The sequence below is a fragment of the Geomonas agri genome (assembly GCF_020179605.1).
Lineage (GTDB): Bacteria > Desulfobacterota > Desulfuromonadia > Geobacterales > Geobacteraceae > Geomonas > Geomonas agri.
Genome location: NZ_JAINZO010000002.1, coordinates 1,224,827 through 1,242,324 on the forward strand (window position 1 = coordinate 1,224,827; position 17,498 = coordinate 1,242,324).

Sequence of the window (17,498 nt, forward strand, 5' to 3'; positions counted from 1 at the left end):
TCTCCTGATTTAAATCCGCTTCCCTTTGGGTACGGTGTGCTTCAATTTTTTGGAGCCGTCGTAGAGGTGTTGTTTGACCAACTCCCTTTGTGCCTTCAAGTCCTTTTTCTCGTAGTCCATTGCCAGGTTGATTTCCATCCGCTGTGCCAATTCGTCGATGGTTTTTTCTTCGTCTCGTGCCATGCTGGCTCCCCTTTTACCTGGTTGTTAACGCCGATGCCTAACTGCCTGAACTTGCTGCACCCCCTTTTTTTATTTTCGAGAATCATAGCAGTTTGGATCTTTTTTGCAACAGAACATTTCGCCTTGAAGCATAAGGGTTTATCGGATAATATGGCCGGGAAAATCCCAGTCGTGAGGAGTATTTATGCTGCAGTACAAGGTCGTCGAGCTAAGCCACGTTTCCGAAGATGCCATCGAAGAGGCGCTCAACGAATGGACCCGGAAGGGATGGAAATTCGACGCCATGCAGTTCGCCATGCGTGACGCCAGCAAGCGCCCGGCTATGGCCTTCGTGGTCTTCACCAAAGAGGAGAACTAGGTGACGGCCGAGAGAGAAACACTGTACTTGCTGGACGGCTCTTCCTATATCTACCGCGCCTATTTTGCCATACGCCACCTGAGCTCCCCCAACGGTTTCCCCACTAACGCGCTCTACGGTTTCACCCAGATGCTGCTGAAGGTCATGAAGGATCGGGCCCCGGCGCACGTGGCCGTGGTATTCGACGCCGGCAAGATCACCTTTAGAAACGAGCTTTTTCCTGCCTACAAGGCGACCCGGAGCGCCATGCCTGAGGACCTGGCCCAGCAGATCGAGCCGATCAAGCAGATGGTGCGCGCCTTCAACATCCCGGCGCTGGAGCTTTCCGGCTGGGAGGCCGACGACATCATCGGGACCATCGCCAAGAAGGCGGAAGCTGCGGGACTCGACTGCGTCGTCGTTACCGGCGATAAGGACCTGATGCAGATCGTCACCGACCACGTGACCCTTTTGGACACCATGAAGGACAAGAGCTTCGGCATACCGGACGTGATCGAGAAGTTCGGTGTGGAGCCGGCGCGGGTGGTCGACGTGCTGGCGCTTTGGGGGGACACTTCCGATAACATCCCTGGCGTCCCGGGCGTCGGCGAGGTGACCGCCAAGAAGCTGTTGCAGGAATTCGGCACCCTGGACGAACTGCTGGCGCGGGCCAGCGAGGTGAAGGGGAAGACCGGCGAGCGGCTGGTGGAATTCGCCGACCAGGCACGCCTGTGCCGCACCCTGGCCACCATCGACTGCGCTGTCCCCATCGAGTACAACATCGATGACTTCGCGGTCACCCCGCCCGACAACCGCCGGCTGGCGGCGCTGTTCCGCGAGTACGGTTTCGCCACGCTGCTCAAAGATCTCACCAGTTCGCCCACCCTTTCCTGCGACCACTACGCCCTGGTGCTGACTGAGGCCGAACTGCGCGAGCTGGTGGCGAAGCTGGAGAAGGCCCCCGCCTTCGCCATTGACCTGGAGACCACCAGCCTGAATCCGTACGAGGCGTCTGTGGTCGGCTACGCGGTGAGCTGCCATTCGCACGAGGCCTACTACATCCCGGTCGGGCACCGCTACCTGGGCGCCCCGGAACAGCTTCCCGAGAAACTGGTGCTGGAACTCTTGGGACCGCTCCTTGCCGATCCCTCCCGTAAGAAGATCGGCCAGAACCTGAAGTACGACTACCAGGTGCTGCGCTTAGCGGGTATCGAGTTCGCCGGCATCTGGTGCGACACCATGCTGGCCGCCTACCTGGTCAACCCGTCGCGCAACAGCCAGGGGCTGGACGCGCTGGCGCTGGAGTACCTGGACCACCGCATGATCTCCTATGCCGAGGTAGCCGGCACAGGCAAGTGCGAGCTTAACTTCTCCGAGGTGGACCTGGACCGCGCCGGCCCCTACTCCTGCGAGGACGCAGACGCCACCTTCCTGCTGCACGAGATTCTGCTCCCCAAGGTGCGCGAGCAGGGGATGGAAAAGCTTCTCTTCGACATCGAGATGCCGCTCATGGAGATCCTGGCGGACATGGAGCTGTGCGGCGTCAAGCTGGACCTGGAGCTCATGAAGGAGCTTTCCGCCGGCTTCGGCAAGCAGCTCATCGAGCTGGAGGCGAAGATCCATGACCACTGTGGCGGCCCTTTCAACATCAACTCTCCCAAGCAGTTGGGCGAGATGCTCTTCGAGCGCATGGGACTCGCCGTCGGCAAGAAGACCAAGGGGAAGACCGGCTGGTCCACGAATGTAGAGGAACTGGAGCGACTGGCCGAACAGCACGAGGTGGCGCGGCTGCTGCTGCAGTACCGCAGCATCTCGAAGCTGAAATCGACCTACACCGATGCGCTCCCTAAGCTGGTCGACCCGAGAACGGGGCGGGTGCACACCTCCTACAACCAGGCGGTCACCAATACCGGCCGGCTCTCATCCTCCGACCCGAACCTGCAGAACATCCCGGTGCGCGGGGCGGAGGGGCGCGACATCAGGCGCGCCTTCGTGGCCGAGCCGGGAAGCCTGATCCTTTCCGCGGACTACTCGCAGATCGAACTGCGGGTGCTGGCCCACCTCTCCGGAGACCGGGTGCTCAGCGAGGCCTTTGCCTCCGGTGAGGACGTGCATCGCCGCACCGCCTCCGAGGTGTTCGGCATGTTCCCGGAACTGGTGACTCCCGAGATGAGGCGCCAGGCTAAAGTGATCAACTTCGGCGTCATCTACGGCCAGGGGGCATTCTCGTTGGCCAAGGAGTTGGGCGTCCCGGCCAAACAGGCCAAAGCCTTCATCGACAGCTACTTCGAGCGCCACGCCGGGGCCAGGAGCTTCCTGGACAGCTGCATCTCCGAAGCCGAGACCTGCGGTTTCGTCACCACCATCCTCGGGAGAAGATTGCAGATCCCCGAGATCGCCAGCAAAAACGGTAACATCCGCGCCTTCGCCCAGCGCAACGCCACCAACTACCCGATCCAGGGCTCGGCTGCCGACATCATCAAGGCGGCCATGATCAAGGTCTCGCGCCGCATGTGCGAGGAGCGGGTGGCTAGCCGCCTGATCATGCAGGTGCACGACGAACTGGTGTTCGAGGTGCCGGAAAACGAGCGGGAGCTGATGGAGGAGCTGGTGCGCACCGAGATGGAGGGGGCGCTGCAGCTGTCGGTACCGCTCAAAGTCGACCTCAATTTCGGCCGAAACTGGGCCGAGGCGCACTAAGTTTTCCGCGTCAGCGGCCGAAGAGGATGGGCAGGGAGGGGTTATGGCACAGGAGTTGGAACAATACGCGCGATACTTCCAGGAAGGGACCCGGATCCGCGTGGGGATTCCGCTTGAGGGTGGCGGCTGGTTTCCCGAATGGGGAACGGTGGCCACGCTGGAGGAGGACCTGCTGCTGGTCGACCTCTCCCGCGACCAACTTCCCGAGGAGACCAAGCTCGAGACCGGCCAGACCCTGAACGTGGGGCTTCCCGAGCAGGAGGAGGCGCTCACCTGCCGCGCGGTACTGGTGCAGGTGGACAGCATCGAGCACCGCCTGGCGCTTAGGCTGGTCGAGGAGGTCTACCCTTTCGAGCCAAGGGAGTACTACCGCCAGGACGTCTACCTTCCCCTGGACTACCGGTTGCCCCTGTCCCAGATCGAGGCGGACGCGAGGCTGCGCTGGTTGCAACGGCGCCGGGAGATGGAGTTCGCGGCCCAGACCCCGGAGCCGGGAGAACCGGAGGAACTCGAGGACAGCAGGGAGGAGATCCGGGCGCGGCTGGAAAAGCGCAAGGACACCCCGCCGGTGGCGGCGAATATCTCCGGCGGCGGGCTGCGCATCAACATCAGCCAGAAGCTGATCGTGGGGCAGTTGATCGAACTGAGCATCTACATCCCCAACGTTCAGCACATAGTTGAAATTGTTGGAGAGGTGGTCGAGGTGCGGGAACTCCCGGACCAGGTCCGCTTCAGCACCGCGGTACGGTACCGCATGATCGACGAGGCCGACCGCGACCGCCTGATCGGCTACATATCCGCACAGCAATTGCTGCAACTTTCCCAGCAGACCCCGCGAGTGCTGCCGTCGCCGGAACCGGGGATGTCGACCTTCGCCTGGCGCGTGCAGATCGCTTTGGCCTTCATCCTCCTGGTCGCCTTCATCGGCTGCCAGGTGCGGGCCATCCGCCAGGCCAAGGACCATGGTGAAAAGTGGGAGGTACAACGAATCTTCGACGAGGGATTCGTAGAGTTTCTCAAGCGGCAGCGGTAACCATCTCCATGGCGTCCTCGATCATGATCTCCAACTCGGCGAGCATGATCTCCTTGATCCCCATGCTTTGTGCCTCGAAGGTAGCCGCCAGCATCAGGTTCGGCTCCGGCGCCCCCCCAAGCCCCAGTTTCCTGCAGGCATGATCCACCAGCCGCACCAGGCTCAGCAGCACGTCCCCGGTGTCGGTAAGTTCCTTGTGGTGGTCGCGCACGATGGTGCAGTAGACGTCCGGCAGGTTCCATTTCTGCATCATCTGGTAACCCGATTCCGTGTGCATCGCCGCGATGATCTCCGCGGTGAGTTCGCGCGAAACACCTTTGCGCTCCGTGTCGGCGTTGACGATCCCCTCCAGCACCTTGAGTATCAGCAGGCTACCGATGTCGTGCAGCAGGCCGGCTATGAACCCTTCCTGCGCGAGCTGCTTATAGCCGCTTTTCTCGCACAGCCAGCGGGTGCCGATGGCACAGCCGATGGCGTGCTTCCAAAGAATCTGTGACTGGCTCTTCAGCTCCGGGTGGGTGAAGCTGTTGTAGCTGTTTTGCTGGGAGGCGAGCATGGCCACGCTGGCGATCTCGCGTGCCCCCAGCCGCACCACCGCGTCGGTTATGGTGGTCACCTTGGCGAGCCCGCTGAAAAAGGCGGAGTTGGCGAGCCTAAGGATCTGGCTGGTCAGCGCCTGGTCCTTGATGATCAACGCCACCACCTGGTCGATGGTGAAATCCTTGCACGACAGGATCGCCTGCAGCTTGACGGCGACCGGGTGGAACACCGGGAGGTTGAGCGTTTCCGATTCCAGGTGTTCCTTGACGATCTCGACGAAGGGTTTGCTTTGCATTTTATTCCCCCAGAAGGCGCCTGATCTCGGCGATCGGGCGCGGCTTGCCGATCCTGGGCAGGAGCCGCACCGTGTCGTGCAGCGATACCTCGCCCCGGGCCGCCTTGCACAGTCCTGATTCCAGCAGGGTCACCATGCCGGTGCTCTCGGTCGAGATCTTCCGGATCTCATAGGATGTCTTCTTGCCCAGGATGGCGTCTTTCACCAACTCGTTCAGGATCAGCATCTCGAAGACCCCGACCCGGCCCCGGTAGCCGCTGTAGCGGCACTTGCCGCAGCCTCGCCCGGTCTTGAACTCGGCCCCCCTCAAGTCGACGTTGCTATAGCCGATCCGGCGCAGCTCGGTCGGGTTGGGGAGGTAGGGCTCGGCGCACTCCGGGCAAACCCGGCGCAGCAGGCGCTGGGCCAGGACGCAGACCACGGTGGAGGCAATCAAAAACGCCTCGATGTCCATGTTCATCAGGCGCAAGAGCCCTCCGACGCTGTCCTCAGTGTGGAAGGTTGTGAGCACCTTGTGCCCTGTGAGCGCGGCCTGAATCGCGGTCTCAGCCGAGAAACTGTCCCTGATCTCGCCGAGCACGATGATGTCCGGGTCTTGGCGCACGATGTGGCGCAGGGTCTCGTCGAAGGTCACCCCGATCTTCTGGTTGATGGAACACTGGGCGATCCCCTCGATGACGTACTCGACCGGTTCTTCGGCGGTTACGATGCTGGTCGAGAGGTCATTCAGGTGCTGCACGCAGCTGTACAGGGTGGAGGTTTTGCCGCTGCCGGTGGGACCGGTGACGATGAGAACGCCGCTGGGGGTGTCGAGCGCGTCGTCGATGAAACGCTCCAGCATGCGGCCGGGCATGCCGATCTCCTTCAGGTCCAGCAGCTCCCCCTTCATGCTCAAAAGACGCAGCACGATCTTCTCGCCGTAGATGGTGATGTAGAAGGAGACCCTCATGTCGAGCGTCGCGCCGGTCTTGGGGCTTTCGTAGCAGATCCTGCCGTCCTGGTGCCTTCTTCTCTCGGCGATGTCGGCCTCGGCCATGACCTTGATCCTGCTGCTGACCGGCAGTGCCAGCTCCTTGGCCAGGTCCTTGTAGAGCACCAGCATCCCGTCCCGGCGGAAGCGAACCCGGAGCACGCTGCGCATTGGCTCGATGTGGATGTCGCTGGCCCCCTCCTTGAGCGCTTCCTCGAAGATGGAGTTGACGATGCCGGTGACGGTGTGCTCGTCAGTCGCGGTGCCGTCGCCCTGGATCATCCCCCTTTTGAGCAGTGTGAAGGCGTCGCGGATGGCCTTCATGGTGCAGATGGCGAAGATCGTGTTGCCCTGCCCGAAGAGCTTCTCCGCGGTCCTTCTTCCCTCCAGGTTCAACGGGTCCGCTATCGCTACCAGGACCTGTCCGTTCTCCTCGCGGACCGGGACGAAGTTGTGCTGCGCGAGCCAGTGCTGCGGGACCTTGGCCAAGAGCGACCGGTCGATGTCGGCGGCCTGCAGGTCGATGAAGGGGTAGCCCAGCTGGAAGGCGAGCACCTCGGCCAGCGTGTACTCCTCGATGAAGCGCTGCTCCACAAGGATCTCCCCGAGCATCTTGCTGTTTTCGCCGTCACGCTGGATGCCCAAGGCTGCCTGCAATTCGGCGGGTTTCAGGTAGCCGAGCTCCACCAGCAAGGCGCCCAGCTTCACCGAGACCATGTTATTGCGCAGGGTCTCGCGCAGTTGCTCCCGGCTGAAGAAACCCAGTTCCAGGAGCACCGCGATCAGGGTTCTCGGGGTCGCCAGCTTGGTCTTCACCCGCTGGGCGTAGGCCAGTTGCGTCTCCGCCAGGTAGCCCGACTTCACCAGCAGCGATGCTATCTCCAGCCCGGAGTCGTCCATCCCGTCCTTACGGGCCGTCTGGTTCGGGTAGTTGCCGTAACTTTCCATGCACCTTCCCCCCGCGTGCGCCAGGATCGCAGTACCTGCCGCTGGCTGACACTGATCGTTGACATGCACCCCAAAACCTTGGTAGTATACCACTCCAATTGGAGCAGGCTAATTTATCTCCTCTCCTGAAGTTGCAAACCTTCTCTCCTTCAATACACGCAAAAACAGTAGCTTATGCTGGCGCACATCTGTCACTCTGCAGCAATGGGCCGCAGGCAGAGCTGAAGCAAAGGAAAGGGCTCGCCCATGAAAAAGAAGGACAAAGAGAAACAACAGCCCAAACAGAAAGAGTTCAGCGCCTCCCCCTTCAAGGCACTCAAGGGTGCCACCCTCAACCTGCAGGGTGCACCGTCGGCCCCGACTCCGCCGAAAAAGAAGGAGGAGAAGCCCGCCAAGACGGCACAGGAACTGTCGGACGAGATGTTGTTCTTCGAGGCCGTGGCCGGGGTCAAGCGTATCTCGGAGACCGCGCCGCCGGCGCAGGTGAAGGTACAACAGACGGCGAAGGCACGGCGCGACGAGGAGGACCAGGAAGTCTTCCTGAAGGCCCTGGAAGCGCTGCGGCTGGACGTCCGTTTTTCCGACCAGACCTATGAAGAGGAGGCAGCTCCGCGTCCGGCGACGGTGAACCGGCTGCGCCAGGTGCGCCGCGGCGGGATCCGGATTGACTTGCAGCTCGACCTGCACGGGCTGACCCGCGACGAGGCGCTGGAAAACCTGGAGCGTTTCGTGAAGGCGGCGTATAACCGCGGCCAGAAAGGGGTGCTGGTGATCACGGGCAAGGGGAACAACTCCGCCGGAGAGCCGGTGCTGAGGGGCGCCGTCGCCAACTGGCTCCGCGAGCATGGCAAGGGGATGGTCGCGGAATTCGTCCAGGCACCCAGCGACATGGGCGGCACCGGCGCTTTCGTGGTGTTCTTCAAGGAGAAAAAGGCGGAGTCGGTGGAGGAAGAGGCTAAGAACTAGAGGTAGGGACTGGCCAGGACCTGTGAGGCGCGGTGCCGGCTGTGGCCGGCGGTTCACACCTGCAGGATGATCGATCTGAACGGCCTCCGCATGCGGGGGCTTGTCTGTTTCGGGGAGCGGCAATGGCAGGAGATATCTTTCGCATCGGCATCGATCTCGGCGGCACCAAGACGGAAGGGGTACTGCTCGATTCCGCGGGCCTGGTCCTGGTGCGGGAGCGGCGCTCCACGCCACTGGCCGAGGGGTACCAGGCCATTCTGGGATCAGTGGTGCAACTGGTGCGCGACCTCGCCGCGCGACTGCCTCAGGACGCTCCTTATACCATCGGCGTGGGTATTCCGGGGTCGGTGGATGCCGTCACGGGGCTGGTGCGTAACGCCAACTCGGTCTGCCTGATCGGCCGTCCTTTCCAAGCCGACCTGGAGCGGCTTTTGGAGAGAAGGGTGGGGGTGCGCAACGACGCTGACTGCTTCACTTTGGCTGAGTGCCGCAAGGGAGCGGGCGCCGGATACCAGGTCGTCTTCGGGGTGATCATGGGGACCGGCTGCGGCGGCGGGATTTGCATAGACGGCGTGGTGCGCGAGGGACCGCATCGCATCGGCGGCGAGTGGGGGCATGTTTCCGTCGATCCCGCCGGAGCGCCTTGCTACTGCGGCAACCGCGGCTGCATCGAGACCAAGATCAGCGGCTCCGGTGTGGAAGCGGCCTACCTGGCCCGCAACGGTGTGAGCCTGACCATGGAGGAGATCGTGGCCGGAGCCCGTCGCGGCGAGGCGCGGGCCCTGTTGGCCTTCAACACCTTTTTGGATGATTTCGGCCGCAGCATGGGCGGCCTCATCTCGATCCTCGATCCCGATGCTGTGGTCTTGGGGGGAGGGCTTTCCAATATCGAGGAGCTGTACTACGCTGGCGTGGAACGGGTACGGCACTACGCCTTTCACAACGACCTGCGCACGCCGATCCTGAAAAACCAGCTCGGAGATTCCGCCGGTGTCTTCGGGGCGGCCTGGATCGGCATCTAGCCTTCTCAATAGAAAATTTGAAATAACTAATGTGTTTGCTACTATAGTCTGGTTTCTGGCCCCAACCCCAACAAAGGCGGTGCCCTATGGAAACCAAAACTGGCAAAAGGATCAACATCAGGTACAAGTGCAGGCTCGACGACGGCAGGGTCTACCTGGTCGGCGAACACAACACCCTCGAGTTCGTGGTGGGAACGGGACGCGTTCCCCCTGTTCTGGAAGAGGGGCTCATGGGCATGGCCCGCGGCGATCACCGCGTCATCCGCGTGCCGGCCAACGAGGCCAACCTCTTCCCCTTTCCCCTTGGTTCCCACTTTGCCTTCTCGACCGACCGGGCCCCCGGTGTCGCCTACGATTTCGGCCCCGGCGCGGGCGGAGACGTCTCCCTCTCCCTGGGCAGGCGTGACTACCGCGAACCCCTCCCTTCCGACCAGGATGTCTTCTTCGAAATCGAAATGCTGTCAGTAGAGGCGGCGTGACGACTTGTCGCGAGATGCCTTCCTGCCTCACACCACTCCGAAACCAGTAACAAGCAACTGGAGTTCCGGACTGCGCCCACCCGTTTGGGTGGGCGCTGACCCGGAGCGGGTTGCTGCCGCCGTCACTGCTGAGGCGCCGGCACCTCTATCTTGACCGTGATGTACCCCTGGTTCCTTGGTGAGTAGCCCGAGATCTGGCCGCAGATCTCGCTGCAGAACTCGTTGCCGAACTCGATTGCCCCCATCTTCCGGTAGTAGCGATCCTTCAACATCCGGTACACCCCGCCCAGGAACTGCCGGAACGAGTCGGTCGGCTGTGCCTCCTTGATCTTGTCCTCATCAACCTGCTGCATCTCGGTGAAGCTCAGTCCCGACCCGTTAAGAAGGCTCTTCTTCTGCATCCACGCCAGCGCGGCATCGGCAAGGGGATGCACCGGCACGTCATACCCCCCACCGACGTCGGCGTGGGCACCGGCAAACCAGACCTGCTCCATGACCTGGTTCACCTTCTGCTTCGGATTCCATATGGTGACGTCATAATTCTCGCGGTGCTCGTCGATGGCGATGGCATGAAAGGCATTCTCCACGATGGCGCTCAGCTCCTGGTCGTGGAACTTGTAGTGTTCCGCGTTGAAGGACTCGAACACCTTGAAGGGGATCCCGAGCGCCCCGACTGTGTCCCAGACGCCGAGCAGTCTGATCTTCACCCCCTGGTGTGCGAACTGGTCCCTGAAGCTGACCGCGAAATCGGTGTCGGCGCTGCCGTCGCGGTTGCGGTACAGCTGGTAGGCGTCCATGATGTGCGGGATGTCGTCGGGATGAATCCTCTTGAACTCTTCCACCGTCGGGCGGGGCCAGCCGGGGTACTTCTCATTCGCACCCGCCCTGACTTGGAGGATCTTGTCGCGGTCCAGCAGCCCTGAATTCCTGATCAGCCCCACCATGCTCCTGGCCGTGTAGGCGCCGCGACTGAAGCCGTAGACGTAGATCTCGTCACCCTGTTCATAGTTGTCGATCAGGAACTTGTACCCCTCGCGGATATTCAGGGACAGTCCGTAGCCGAAGGCGCCGCCGCGGATGTGTTCGTACCACTTGGTGCCGACACCCGATTCGTACCATTTCAGCGTGCCGGCCGGAAGGTCGCCATCGGAGTAATGCCTGGCATCGGCGCCGGCCACGGAAGCGAAAAGCCGCTCCACGTTGGTGTTGGTATCCCTGCCGTCGCTTTGTTCGTCGGGTTTGTTCCAGGTCCCATCAAAGCACACCACCAGTTTCTTTGACATGGCGAACCTCCTCGCAAAACCGCGTTGATGTAGTTCCTACATCTTCTCCTGCACGCTCCTGATCTTGTCCTCCATAGTCTGCTCCCGGTCGGTACGGGTGCCGAGTTTAATTGTGGTGGTGATGCGAGGGGCGCCCAAGGCGTGGACGGTCTCGTGGCAACGCTTGATCGCCGCGAACACCTCGTCCCACTCCCCCTCGATGTTGGTCCCGTAGGAATGCAGCGCGATCTTCAGCCCGGCCTCGTTCAGCACCTTTTCGCAGGCCGCGATATAGCTGGAAAGGGAGACGCCGACACCCAGCGGGACGATGCACAGATCAACCATGACTCTCATGACGTATGCTCCTTCTATACTGTTAGTTGCGGCCTGCGGAGACCTCCGGGCCGAGTAGCAATGATAATAGATGATGAGCAAGTTTTAAAGCCGCAAACTTTATTGCCAGCACCGGACCCGCCATAGCCTCGCCCGTGTTGACTTTAACTGCCCAGGCCCTAAACTGATTCAATTCCCATGCGTTAAAGAACTGTTACAGCGGAGAATATCTTGACTCAGACAGAGAACGCAAAAGCGAAGGTACTGATCACCGGGGGCACCGGTTTCATCGGCAGCAGGCTGGTCAACGCGCTGGCGGCGGAAGGTATCCCGATCCGATGCCTGGTGCGCAGGTCGGATGCCGTCTTTCCCCCGCAGGTGGAGGTGGCACAGGGGGATCTGCTGCAGCGCAACTCGCTGCTCGCGCCATTGCGGGGGATCGAGACCGCGTACTACCTGGTGCACGCCATGGCCGGCGACCGCGCGGGATTCGAGCAGCGCGACCGCCAGGCGGCGGAGAATTTTGTAACGGCGGCGGAGATGCAGGGGGTGAAGCGGGTCATCTACCTGGGGGGACTGGGCGAGGAAGGTGACCAACTCTCGGAGCACCTAGCGAGCCGTCTGGAGGTGGCGAGGATCCTGCAGCGCGGTGCTTTCCAGACCACCTATCTGAGGGCCGCCGTCATCATCGGTGCGGGGGGCGCCTCTTTCGAGATGATCCGTTACCTCGTAGAGCGGCTTCCGGTCATGATCACACCGCGCTGGGTCTCCACCCGATGCCAGTTCATCGCGGTCCAGGACGTGATCGCCTACCTGGTGGGGTGCCTGAAGGACCCGCGCACCGCCGGGCAGACCTACGACATCGGTGGGCCGGAACTGCTGTCCTACCGCGACATGATGGAGCGCTTCGCCGAGGTGGAAAAGAAGTTCATCAAGATCATCCCGGTCCCGTTCCTGACCCCGAAACTCTCCTCTTACTGGGTCTGGCTGATCACGCCGGTGAAGCCGTCCATTTCGATGCCGCTCATCGAAGGGCTTGGCAACGAGGTTATCTGCCACGACCAGGAGATCAGGAAGATTCTGCCTATCCCCCTTACCGGCTTCGAGGATGCGGTGCGTCGGGCGCTGGAGGAGGAGGCTGGGCAGGCCCAGGCGATTCCCACATGAAAAAAACCGCCAACTCCCTTTTCAAGCTTAATTAACAACTGCCGATAAGCTGAGCAGGGACGGCAGCCAGCCGTCGTAGAAACTGTTTCAACATCTGTCGTTTCGCCATCGTACCAGGCGGTAGGGGAGAGAGATGAAGTGCTTGATCATTGAGGACAACGAATTCCTGCGCGAGGGTCTCATGATGTTTCTGCAGGGGGTAGCGGAGATCGAGACCGCGGGCAATGGCCGGGAGGGGGTGGATCGCTTCTCCACCGCGCTGCAGCAGGGGCACCCGTTCGACCTAGTGCTGCTTGACATCGTCATGCCGGAGATGGACGGCCAGCAGGCCCTGAAGCTGATGCGCCAAGCGGAACGGCAACACGGCAGCGACGGGCGCAAGAGTGTCATCATCATGACCACTGCCCTGAACTCCCCTGCCAACATGGAAGAGGCAATGTGGGACGGCGACTGCTCCGACTACCTGGTGAAGCCGGTGGCGCGGGCCGACCTGATGGCCATCCTGCAGCGCCACGGCCTGCTGTGACGCAGGAAAGGGCCGAACATGGAACCTAACTTTTACCGGCCGACGGTGCAGACCTCCCCGGAACAGGACTCGGCGGAGATACTCTCCAGTTTCCGGGCACTCATCAAAAGCGGGGCGGGGACCAGGGTGAAGCTGCTGAACTACTACAAGGGATTGCCGATCAGCTATCCGGCGACCCTCGTGGAAATCAGCGGGCAGGTCCTGGAACTGGACGTGCACCCGCAGCAGGCGGTCGCCCTGGGGCTGTCCGGTCGGACCTGCATCAAGTGCGGCACCTTCAGCCAGACCCTGTTGGCCGACGTCAAGGACGCGGACGTGCGGCGCATGATGGCCTCGCTGCACAACTTCTGCTACGTGGACCTCATGGCTGAACAGCGCGCGTCACTGCGGCTCGAACTGGATCCTCCCTGCGAGGCAGAGATAATTGCGTCGGGACACACCGTGGCGGCACAGGCGCTCGATGTCTCCCTGGGGGGATTCTCGATGCTGAGCGCGCAGGCGAGCCAACTGGCCAAAAGGGACGAGGTGCTGCTCAAGGTGATGATGCCCAACCTGCTGCACAACACGGTGACCCCGCTGGAGGTGCCGGCGACCGTGGTTGACGTCGCCTGTGGCAACGACGGCGACCTCTGCCGCTTTTCCATAAGCTCCGATGCACAGGCAGAAGGGGTGCTGTCCCGTTTCATCTTCCAGCGCCAGGTGGACCTGATCCGGGAATTGAAGGAGATGAGCGGCTAGGGCCAAGCCGGGGACAAGGAGAGAGAGATGCCTGACAACCTGTTCATACCGTCGGTGGATTTGCGGATAGGGAGCCTCGAGGAGTACAACCGCAGACAGAAAGAGAAGGCGGCGTCGAGGCAGGCCAAGCCCAAGCCCCGCCCCTGCATCACCATCTCTCGGGAGTATGGCTGCACCGGCTACCCGACAGCCGAGCTTTTGCGCGACATCCTGATGCAGAGAACCGGCGAGGAATGGGTCATGATCGACCGGGCCATAATCGACGAGGTCGCCAAGCGGCACAACCTGTCCCAGGAGATCCTGCGCACCCTGGGAGAGAACAACCGGCTCCTGTCCGAGATCCTGGCCACCTTCTCCTCGCGCTGGAAGAGCAACTACGACTACTTCCTGCCGCTGTCCCAGCACGTGGTGGCGCTCGCGGAGCAGGGCAACGTCCTCATCCTCGACCTTGGGGGCGCCATCGTGGCGCGGCACCTGGAACATTCCTATCACTTCCGGATCTTCGGTTCGGAAGCTTTCAAGATCACCACCCTGGCCCGTCGTCTCAATATGGAAGAGGAGGAGGCCGAGAAGCTCATGCACCGGCAGCAAAAGGTGCGTGATCGCTTCACCAGCGACTTCCTGAACCAAGACGGCCACGACCCCGCCCTCTACGACATGCTCTTCAACAACGATCGCTGCACTTCGGACCGGATCGCCCACATCATCGCCGATTTCGTGCTGGGGACGGTGGGGTGAAGCGCCGTTGCTGTGCGGCACCTATCGATCCGTACCTACCAAGGATGAAGGGGTGATAAGGGAAAGGGTTAGGGCAGGTTAGCTCGGATCTTTTTCAACAGGCGCACCAGTTCGCGTTGCTCCGCTTCGTCGACGCCGCGCCACATCTGGTCGATCAGGTTGCGGGAGACCTCTTGGAAAACCGGCTGCAACGCCTGTCCCCGCTGTGACAGCCTGACGTACACCGTCCTTTGGTCCAGCGTGCTGCTCACCTTGTCCACGTAGCCGTTGGCGACCAGCTTCCCCACCAGTGCGGTGACCGTTGACTTGTCCCGGCGCACCGCCTTGGCCAGGTCCTTCATGGTGACCTCATCGTTAGTGAAGAGGTGATACAGGATGGCGCCGTGCGAAGGGGCGAGTCCCTCCATCCCCAGGCGTTTGAGCTCCTGGAGCAGGTACCGGTTGATGCCGGCGCGGGTTTCGCTGATGATGGCGGCGATGTTGCGAGTGTCCATGGGATGGGAATTTAGTTTGACGACCAACTAAAGTCAACAAAAAAAACCGGCAGGTTCAAGCCGCTACCGGCATCGAGTTCTAGTTGAGAAAGTCGTCCATGGCGATAGCGGCGCATTCGGGGCAATAACTGTGGCTGAACAGCGCCTCGGAGTGTTCTGAGATGTAGGACTCTAACTGGTTCCAGTACCCTTGGTCATCCCTGATCTTCTTGCAGGTCATGCAGATAGGGAGGAGCCCGGAAAGCTCCTTCACCCGGGACAGGGCCGCCTGCAGTTCGTGGTTTCGGTGTTGCAGCGCCACCTTCTGGGACTGCAACTCCAAGTGCACTGCCACGCGCCGCGCCAAGATGGCCGGCTTCACCGGTTTGGTGATGAAGTCCACAGCGCCCATCTCGAAGCCGCGGGCCTCGTCCACCTCCTCGTTGAGCGCGGAGATGAAGATGACCGGGATGTCGCGCAAGTGCGGGTCCAGTTTCAGTTGCCGGCACACCTCGTAGCCGTCCATTTCCGGCATCATGATGTCCAGAAGGATCAGGTCCGGCGCTGCGGAGTGCACCAGCCGCAGTGCCTCGATGCCGCTGTTGGCGCCGATGACTGCGTACTCTGTGCGCAGCAGCTTATAGAGGATGATGAGATTGTCGACGGTATCGTCTACGACAAGAAGGGTTTTTTTTGCCACCTGTCCCTCAGTGCGACCAGGCAATCTGATTACAGACGCTGGTCAATCCGGATGTTCAGCTCTTCGCACAGCCTTTGCACTGTCTGTAGGGCTGCGGTGCAATCAAACTGCCTGATTTGCTGGTTCAACTGAGACAGCGCGGGGAGTTCGGGAGCGGCATTGGCAAGGTCGCTAACCTTGTCCAGCACCATCATGTTTCTTTGCTGTAACAGTGGGACCACGGAGCTAAGTATGTCGGCAAGTTTGGCGATGTCAACAGAATCTGCCGCTGAGGGGGGAACTGCCTGCGAGGGAAGGTCCTGCCTGACTTCGGACACCTGAAGGCAGCGCTTCAGTTCCTGCAGCAACGAGGCGATTTCGACCGGTTTTGCGACGTAACCGTCGTAGCCCAACTGCAGGAACATCTCCTGCTGGTTCTTGAGCGCGTGGGCGGTGATGGCGATGATAGCGGTACGGTTGCCCGAAGCCTGTTCGAGGTCTCTGATGCGGCGCATGGCTTCGGTGCCGTCCATGGTAGGCATTTCCACGTCCATCAGGATGACGTCGAAGCGTTGCTCGTGCCATTTGCGCAACACCTCTTCCCCGTGGGCGGCGGTATGTAGCGTGTGCCCGAAGCGTTCCAAAAGCCGTGACATGACGCTCCGGTTGGTTTCCTGGTCGTCGGCCAGCAGGATGTGCAGCTTCTTGCCTTCCCACAGTGGCCGTGCCTCGCTCCTGGAGGGGGTTTGGGACCCCAGCAATTCGCTGGAGCGCCGGAACGGGATTACCATGCGGAAGCTGCTCCCTGCGTTTTTGCGGCTTTCGGCCCAGAGAGTTCCCCCCATGAGCTCGACTAGCTTGCTGCTTATGGAGAGCCCAAGCCCGGTGCCGCCGTACTTGCGCGTGGTGGAGCTGTCCTCCTGGCCGAACGGGGAGAAGATGCGGTCGATCGCTTCGGCGGTTATGCCGACGCCGCTGTCGATGACGCTGATCTGGAGATCGATGACGTCGGCGCGCTGCTCCTTGATCGTGACCGAGACAGTGACGCCCCCTTCTTTGGTGAACTTGATGGCGTTGCCGACGATGTTGAGCAGCACCTGCTTCAGCCTCAGCTGGTCACCCACTAGGGTGTCGGGCACATCCTCGGCGACGTTGGCGCGCAAGAAGAGCGCTTTTGCCACCACCGCGCTCATCTGAGTCTTGAGGACCTCGTTGATGCTGCGCCTGATGCTGAAGCTGTGCAGCTCCAAGTCGATCTTGCCGGCCTCCACCTTGGACAGGTCGAGGATGTCGTTGATGATGGCCAAAAGCCCCTCGGACGAGGCCAGGATACCGTCCACGTACTCCTTCTGCTCGGCAGTGAGCTCGGTGAAGGCAAGCAGCTGCGACATCCCCATGATGCTGTTCATCGGGGTGCGGATCTCGTGGCTCATGTTGGCGAGGAAGTCGCTCTTGGCCTTGTTGGCCGCCTCAGCGCTCTCCCGTGCCAGCACCAGCTCCATTTCCGCCCTTTTCCGATCGGTGATGTCGAAGCAGTAGCCGATGTAGCCTGCGAAGCTGTCGTCTACCGCTTGCATCGGGCGGCCGATGTCCAGGATCCAGCGGAACTCACCGTCGTGACGGCGCAGGCGGTACTCCATCTCGAAACTTTCCCGCTTCTCGAAAGCCCCCAGCCAGATATCTACGCAACGCTGCAGGTCCTCCGGGTGTACCCCTTCGGCCCAGCCACTGCCGTATTCCTGTTCCATAGTCCGGCCGGTGAACGAGAGCCAGGTGTCGTTAAACCAGTCGCACTCCGCCTTGGTGTTGGCGCGCCAGATGAGTACCGGTGCTTGAGCCAGGATTTTCAGGTAGTGGTCGGCCAGCATCTGCTCAAGGGGGGGGCGCCCGGTCGAGCCTTTGCCCGAGGGTGGGGGCGTGCTGGGAGGGGTACTGTCGTTCGTTGCCATTCTGGCCCTCTTCTTGTTGCGCTCGAATCTGATGAACTGTTTAAGCTCGGGAACATTATTATCAGATAATTTGATTCTCTCAAATATATTTTTTTCTGAAGCTATTTATTGCCATAGTTGCAGAAAATTAGGGGTTTATAGTGCCCAAGATAATACTGGT

Annotated in this window: 18 protein-coding genes; 10 read left to right on the forward strand and 8 right to left on the reverse strand. The window is 61.2% G+C overall.

What is annotated here, in order from left to right; all coding sequences use genetic code 11:
• Positions 1-9 precede the first annotated feature (9 nt).
• On the reverse strand, positions 10-183 hold the full coding sequence (locus K7R21_RS16705) for a hypothetical protein (RefSeq protein WP_183345018.1): 174 nt from the start codon (positions 181-183) through the stop codon (positions 10-12).
• A gap of 184 nt (positions 184-367) precedes the next feature.
• Here K7R21_RS16705 and K7R21_RS16710 point away from each other — a divergent pair, with 184 nt between their 5' ends.
• The 3 genes from K7R21_RS16710 to K7R21_RS16720 are packed head-to-tail and all read left to right on the forward strand — an operon-like array spanning position 368 to position 4,253.
• Positions 368-541 (forward strand): DUF4177 domain-containing protein, encoded by a 174-nt coding sequence (locus K7R21_RS16710; RefSeq protein WP_216496832.1) that lies wholly within the window; start codon positions 368-370, stop codon positions 539-541.
• Positions 542-3,220: a DNA polymerase I gene (gene polA / locus K7R21_RS16715; RefSeq protein WP_224984408.1), complete on the forward strand. Its 2,679-nt coding sequence runs from the start codon at positions 542-544 to the stop codon at positions 3,218-3,220.
• A 43-nt stretch (positions 3,221-3,263) separates the two neighbouring features.
• Positions 3,264-4,253: a PilZ-like domain-containing protein gene (locus K7R21_RS16720; RefSeq protein WP_224984409.1), complete on the forward strand. Its 990-nt coding sequence runs from the start codon at positions 3,264-3,266 to the stop codon at positions 4,251-4,253.
• Here the strand turns inward: K7R21_RS16720 and K7R21_RS16725 are convergent.
• Positions 4,237-5,088 carry an HDOD domain-containing protein gene (locus tag K7R21_RS16725; protein WP_224984410.1) on the reverse strand — a complete coding sequence of 284 codons (852 nt, stop codon included), beginning with the start codon at positions 5,086-5,088 and terminating at the stop codon, positions 4,237-4,239. The genes K7R21_RS16720 and K7R21_RS16725 overlap by 17 nt on opposite strands.
• A gap of 1 nt (position 5,089) precedes the next feature.
• Positions 5,090-7,006, reverse strand: a complete 1,917-nt coding sequence (locus K7R21_RS16730) for a GspE/PulE family protein (protein ID WP_224984411.1) — start codon at positions 7,004-7,006, stop codon at positions 5,090-5,092.
• 246 nt (positions 7,007-7,252) lie between these two features.
• Between K7R21_RS16730 and K7R21_RS16735 the strand changes: the two genes are divergently transcribed.
• From K7R21_RS16735 to K7R21_RS16745, 3 genes are all read left to right on the forward strand, one after another.
• The gene (locus K7R21_RS16735; protein ID WP_224984412.1) at positions 7,253-7,972 is read left to right on the forward strand and encodes a Smr/MutS family protein; all 720 of its coding nucleotides are present in this window, start codon (positions 7,253-7,255) and stop codon (positions 7,970-7,972) included.
• 122 nt (positions 7,973-8,094) lie between these two features.
• Entirely contained in the window at positions 8,095-8,994 is a 900-nt protein-coding gene (locus K7R21_RS16740) for an ROK family protein (RefSeq protein ID WP_224984413.1), read from the forward strand.
• Positions 8,995-9,080: 86 nt separating this feature from the next.
• Entirely contained in the window at positions 9,081-9,473 is a 393-nt protein-coding gene (locus K7R21_RS16745) for an FKBP-type peptidyl-prolyl cis-trans isomerase (protein ID WP_224984414.1), read from the forward strand.
• 122 nt (positions 9,474-9,595) lie between these two features.
• Here K7R21_RS16745 and K7R21_RS16750 read toward each other — a convergent pair whose 3' ends face one another.
• The gene (locus K7R21_RS16750; protein WP_224984415.1) at positions 9,596-10,756 is read right to left on the reverse strand and encodes a DUF2235 domain-containing protein; all 1,161 of its coding nucleotides are present in this window, start codon (positions 10,754-10,756) and stop codon (positions 9,596-9,598) included.
• A 36-nt stretch (positions 10,757-10,792) separates the two neighbouring features.
• A complete protein-coding gene (locus K7R21_RS16755) occupies positions 10,793-11,089 on the reverse strand; it encodes an MTH1187 family thiamine-binding protein (protein ID WP_224984416.1) in 297 nt (98 codons plus the stop codon).
• Between the two features lie 210 nt (positions 11,090-11,299).
• Between K7R21_RS16755 and K7R21_RS16760 the strand changes: the two genes are divergently transcribed.
• The 4 genes from K7R21_RS16760 (at position 11,300) to K7R21_RS16775 (ending at position 14,237) form a co-directional block, all read left to right on the forward strand.
• Positions 11,300-12,235, forward strand: a complete 936-nt coding sequence (locus K7R21_RS16760) for an NAD(P)H-binding protein (protein ID WP_224984417.1) — start codon at positions 11,300-11,302, stop codon at positions 12,233-12,235.
• Between the two features lie 133 nt (positions 12,236-12,368).
• Positions 12,369-12,761 (forward strand): response regulator, encoded by a 393-nt coding sequence (locus K7R21_RS16765; RefSeq protein WP_224984418.1) that lies wholly within the window; start codon positions 12,369-12,371, stop codon positions 12,759-12,761.
• 18 nt (positions 12,762-12,779) lie between these two features.
• Positions 12,780-13,499: a PilZ domain-containing protein gene (locus tag K7R21_RS16770; protein WP_224984419.1), complete on the forward strand. Its 720-nt coding sequence runs from the start codon at positions 12,780-12,782 to the stop codon at positions 13,497-13,499.
• A gap of 27 nt (positions 13,500-13,526) precedes the next feature.
• Positions 13,527-14,237 carry a cytidylate kinase-like family protein gene (locus K7R21_RS16775; protein ID WP_224984420.1) on the forward strand — a complete coding sequence of 237 codons (711 nt, stop codon included), beginning with the start codon at positions 13,527-13,529 and terminating at the stop codon, positions 14,235-14,237.
• Between the two features lie 68 nt (positions 14,238-14,305).
• Here K7R21_RS16775 and K7R21_RS16780 read toward each other — a convergent pair whose 3' ends face one another.
• From K7R21_RS16780 to K7R21_RS16790, 3 genes are all read right to left on the reverse strand, one after another.
• On the reverse strand, positions 14,306-14,731 hold the full coding sequence (locus tag K7R21_RS16780) for a MarR family winged helix-turn-helix transcriptional regulator (RefSeq protein ID WP_224984421.1): 426 nt from the start codon (positions 14,729-14,731) through the stop codon (positions 14,306-14,308).
• A 79-nt stretch (positions 14,732-14,810) separates the two neighbouring features.
• Positions 14,811-15,410: a response regulator gene (locus K7R21_RS16785; protein ID WP_224984422.1), complete on the reverse strand. Its 600-nt coding sequence runs from the start codon at positions 15,408-15,410 to the stop codon at positions 14,811-14,813.
• Between the two features lie 29 nt (positions 15,411-15,439).
• A complete protein-coding gene (locus K7R21_RS16790; protein ID WP_224984423.1) occupies positions 15,440-17,338 on the reverse strand; it encodes a PAS domain-containing hybrid sensor histidine kinase/response regulator in 1,899 nt (632 codons plus the stop codon).
• Positions 17,339-17,498: the final 160 nt, after the last annotated feature.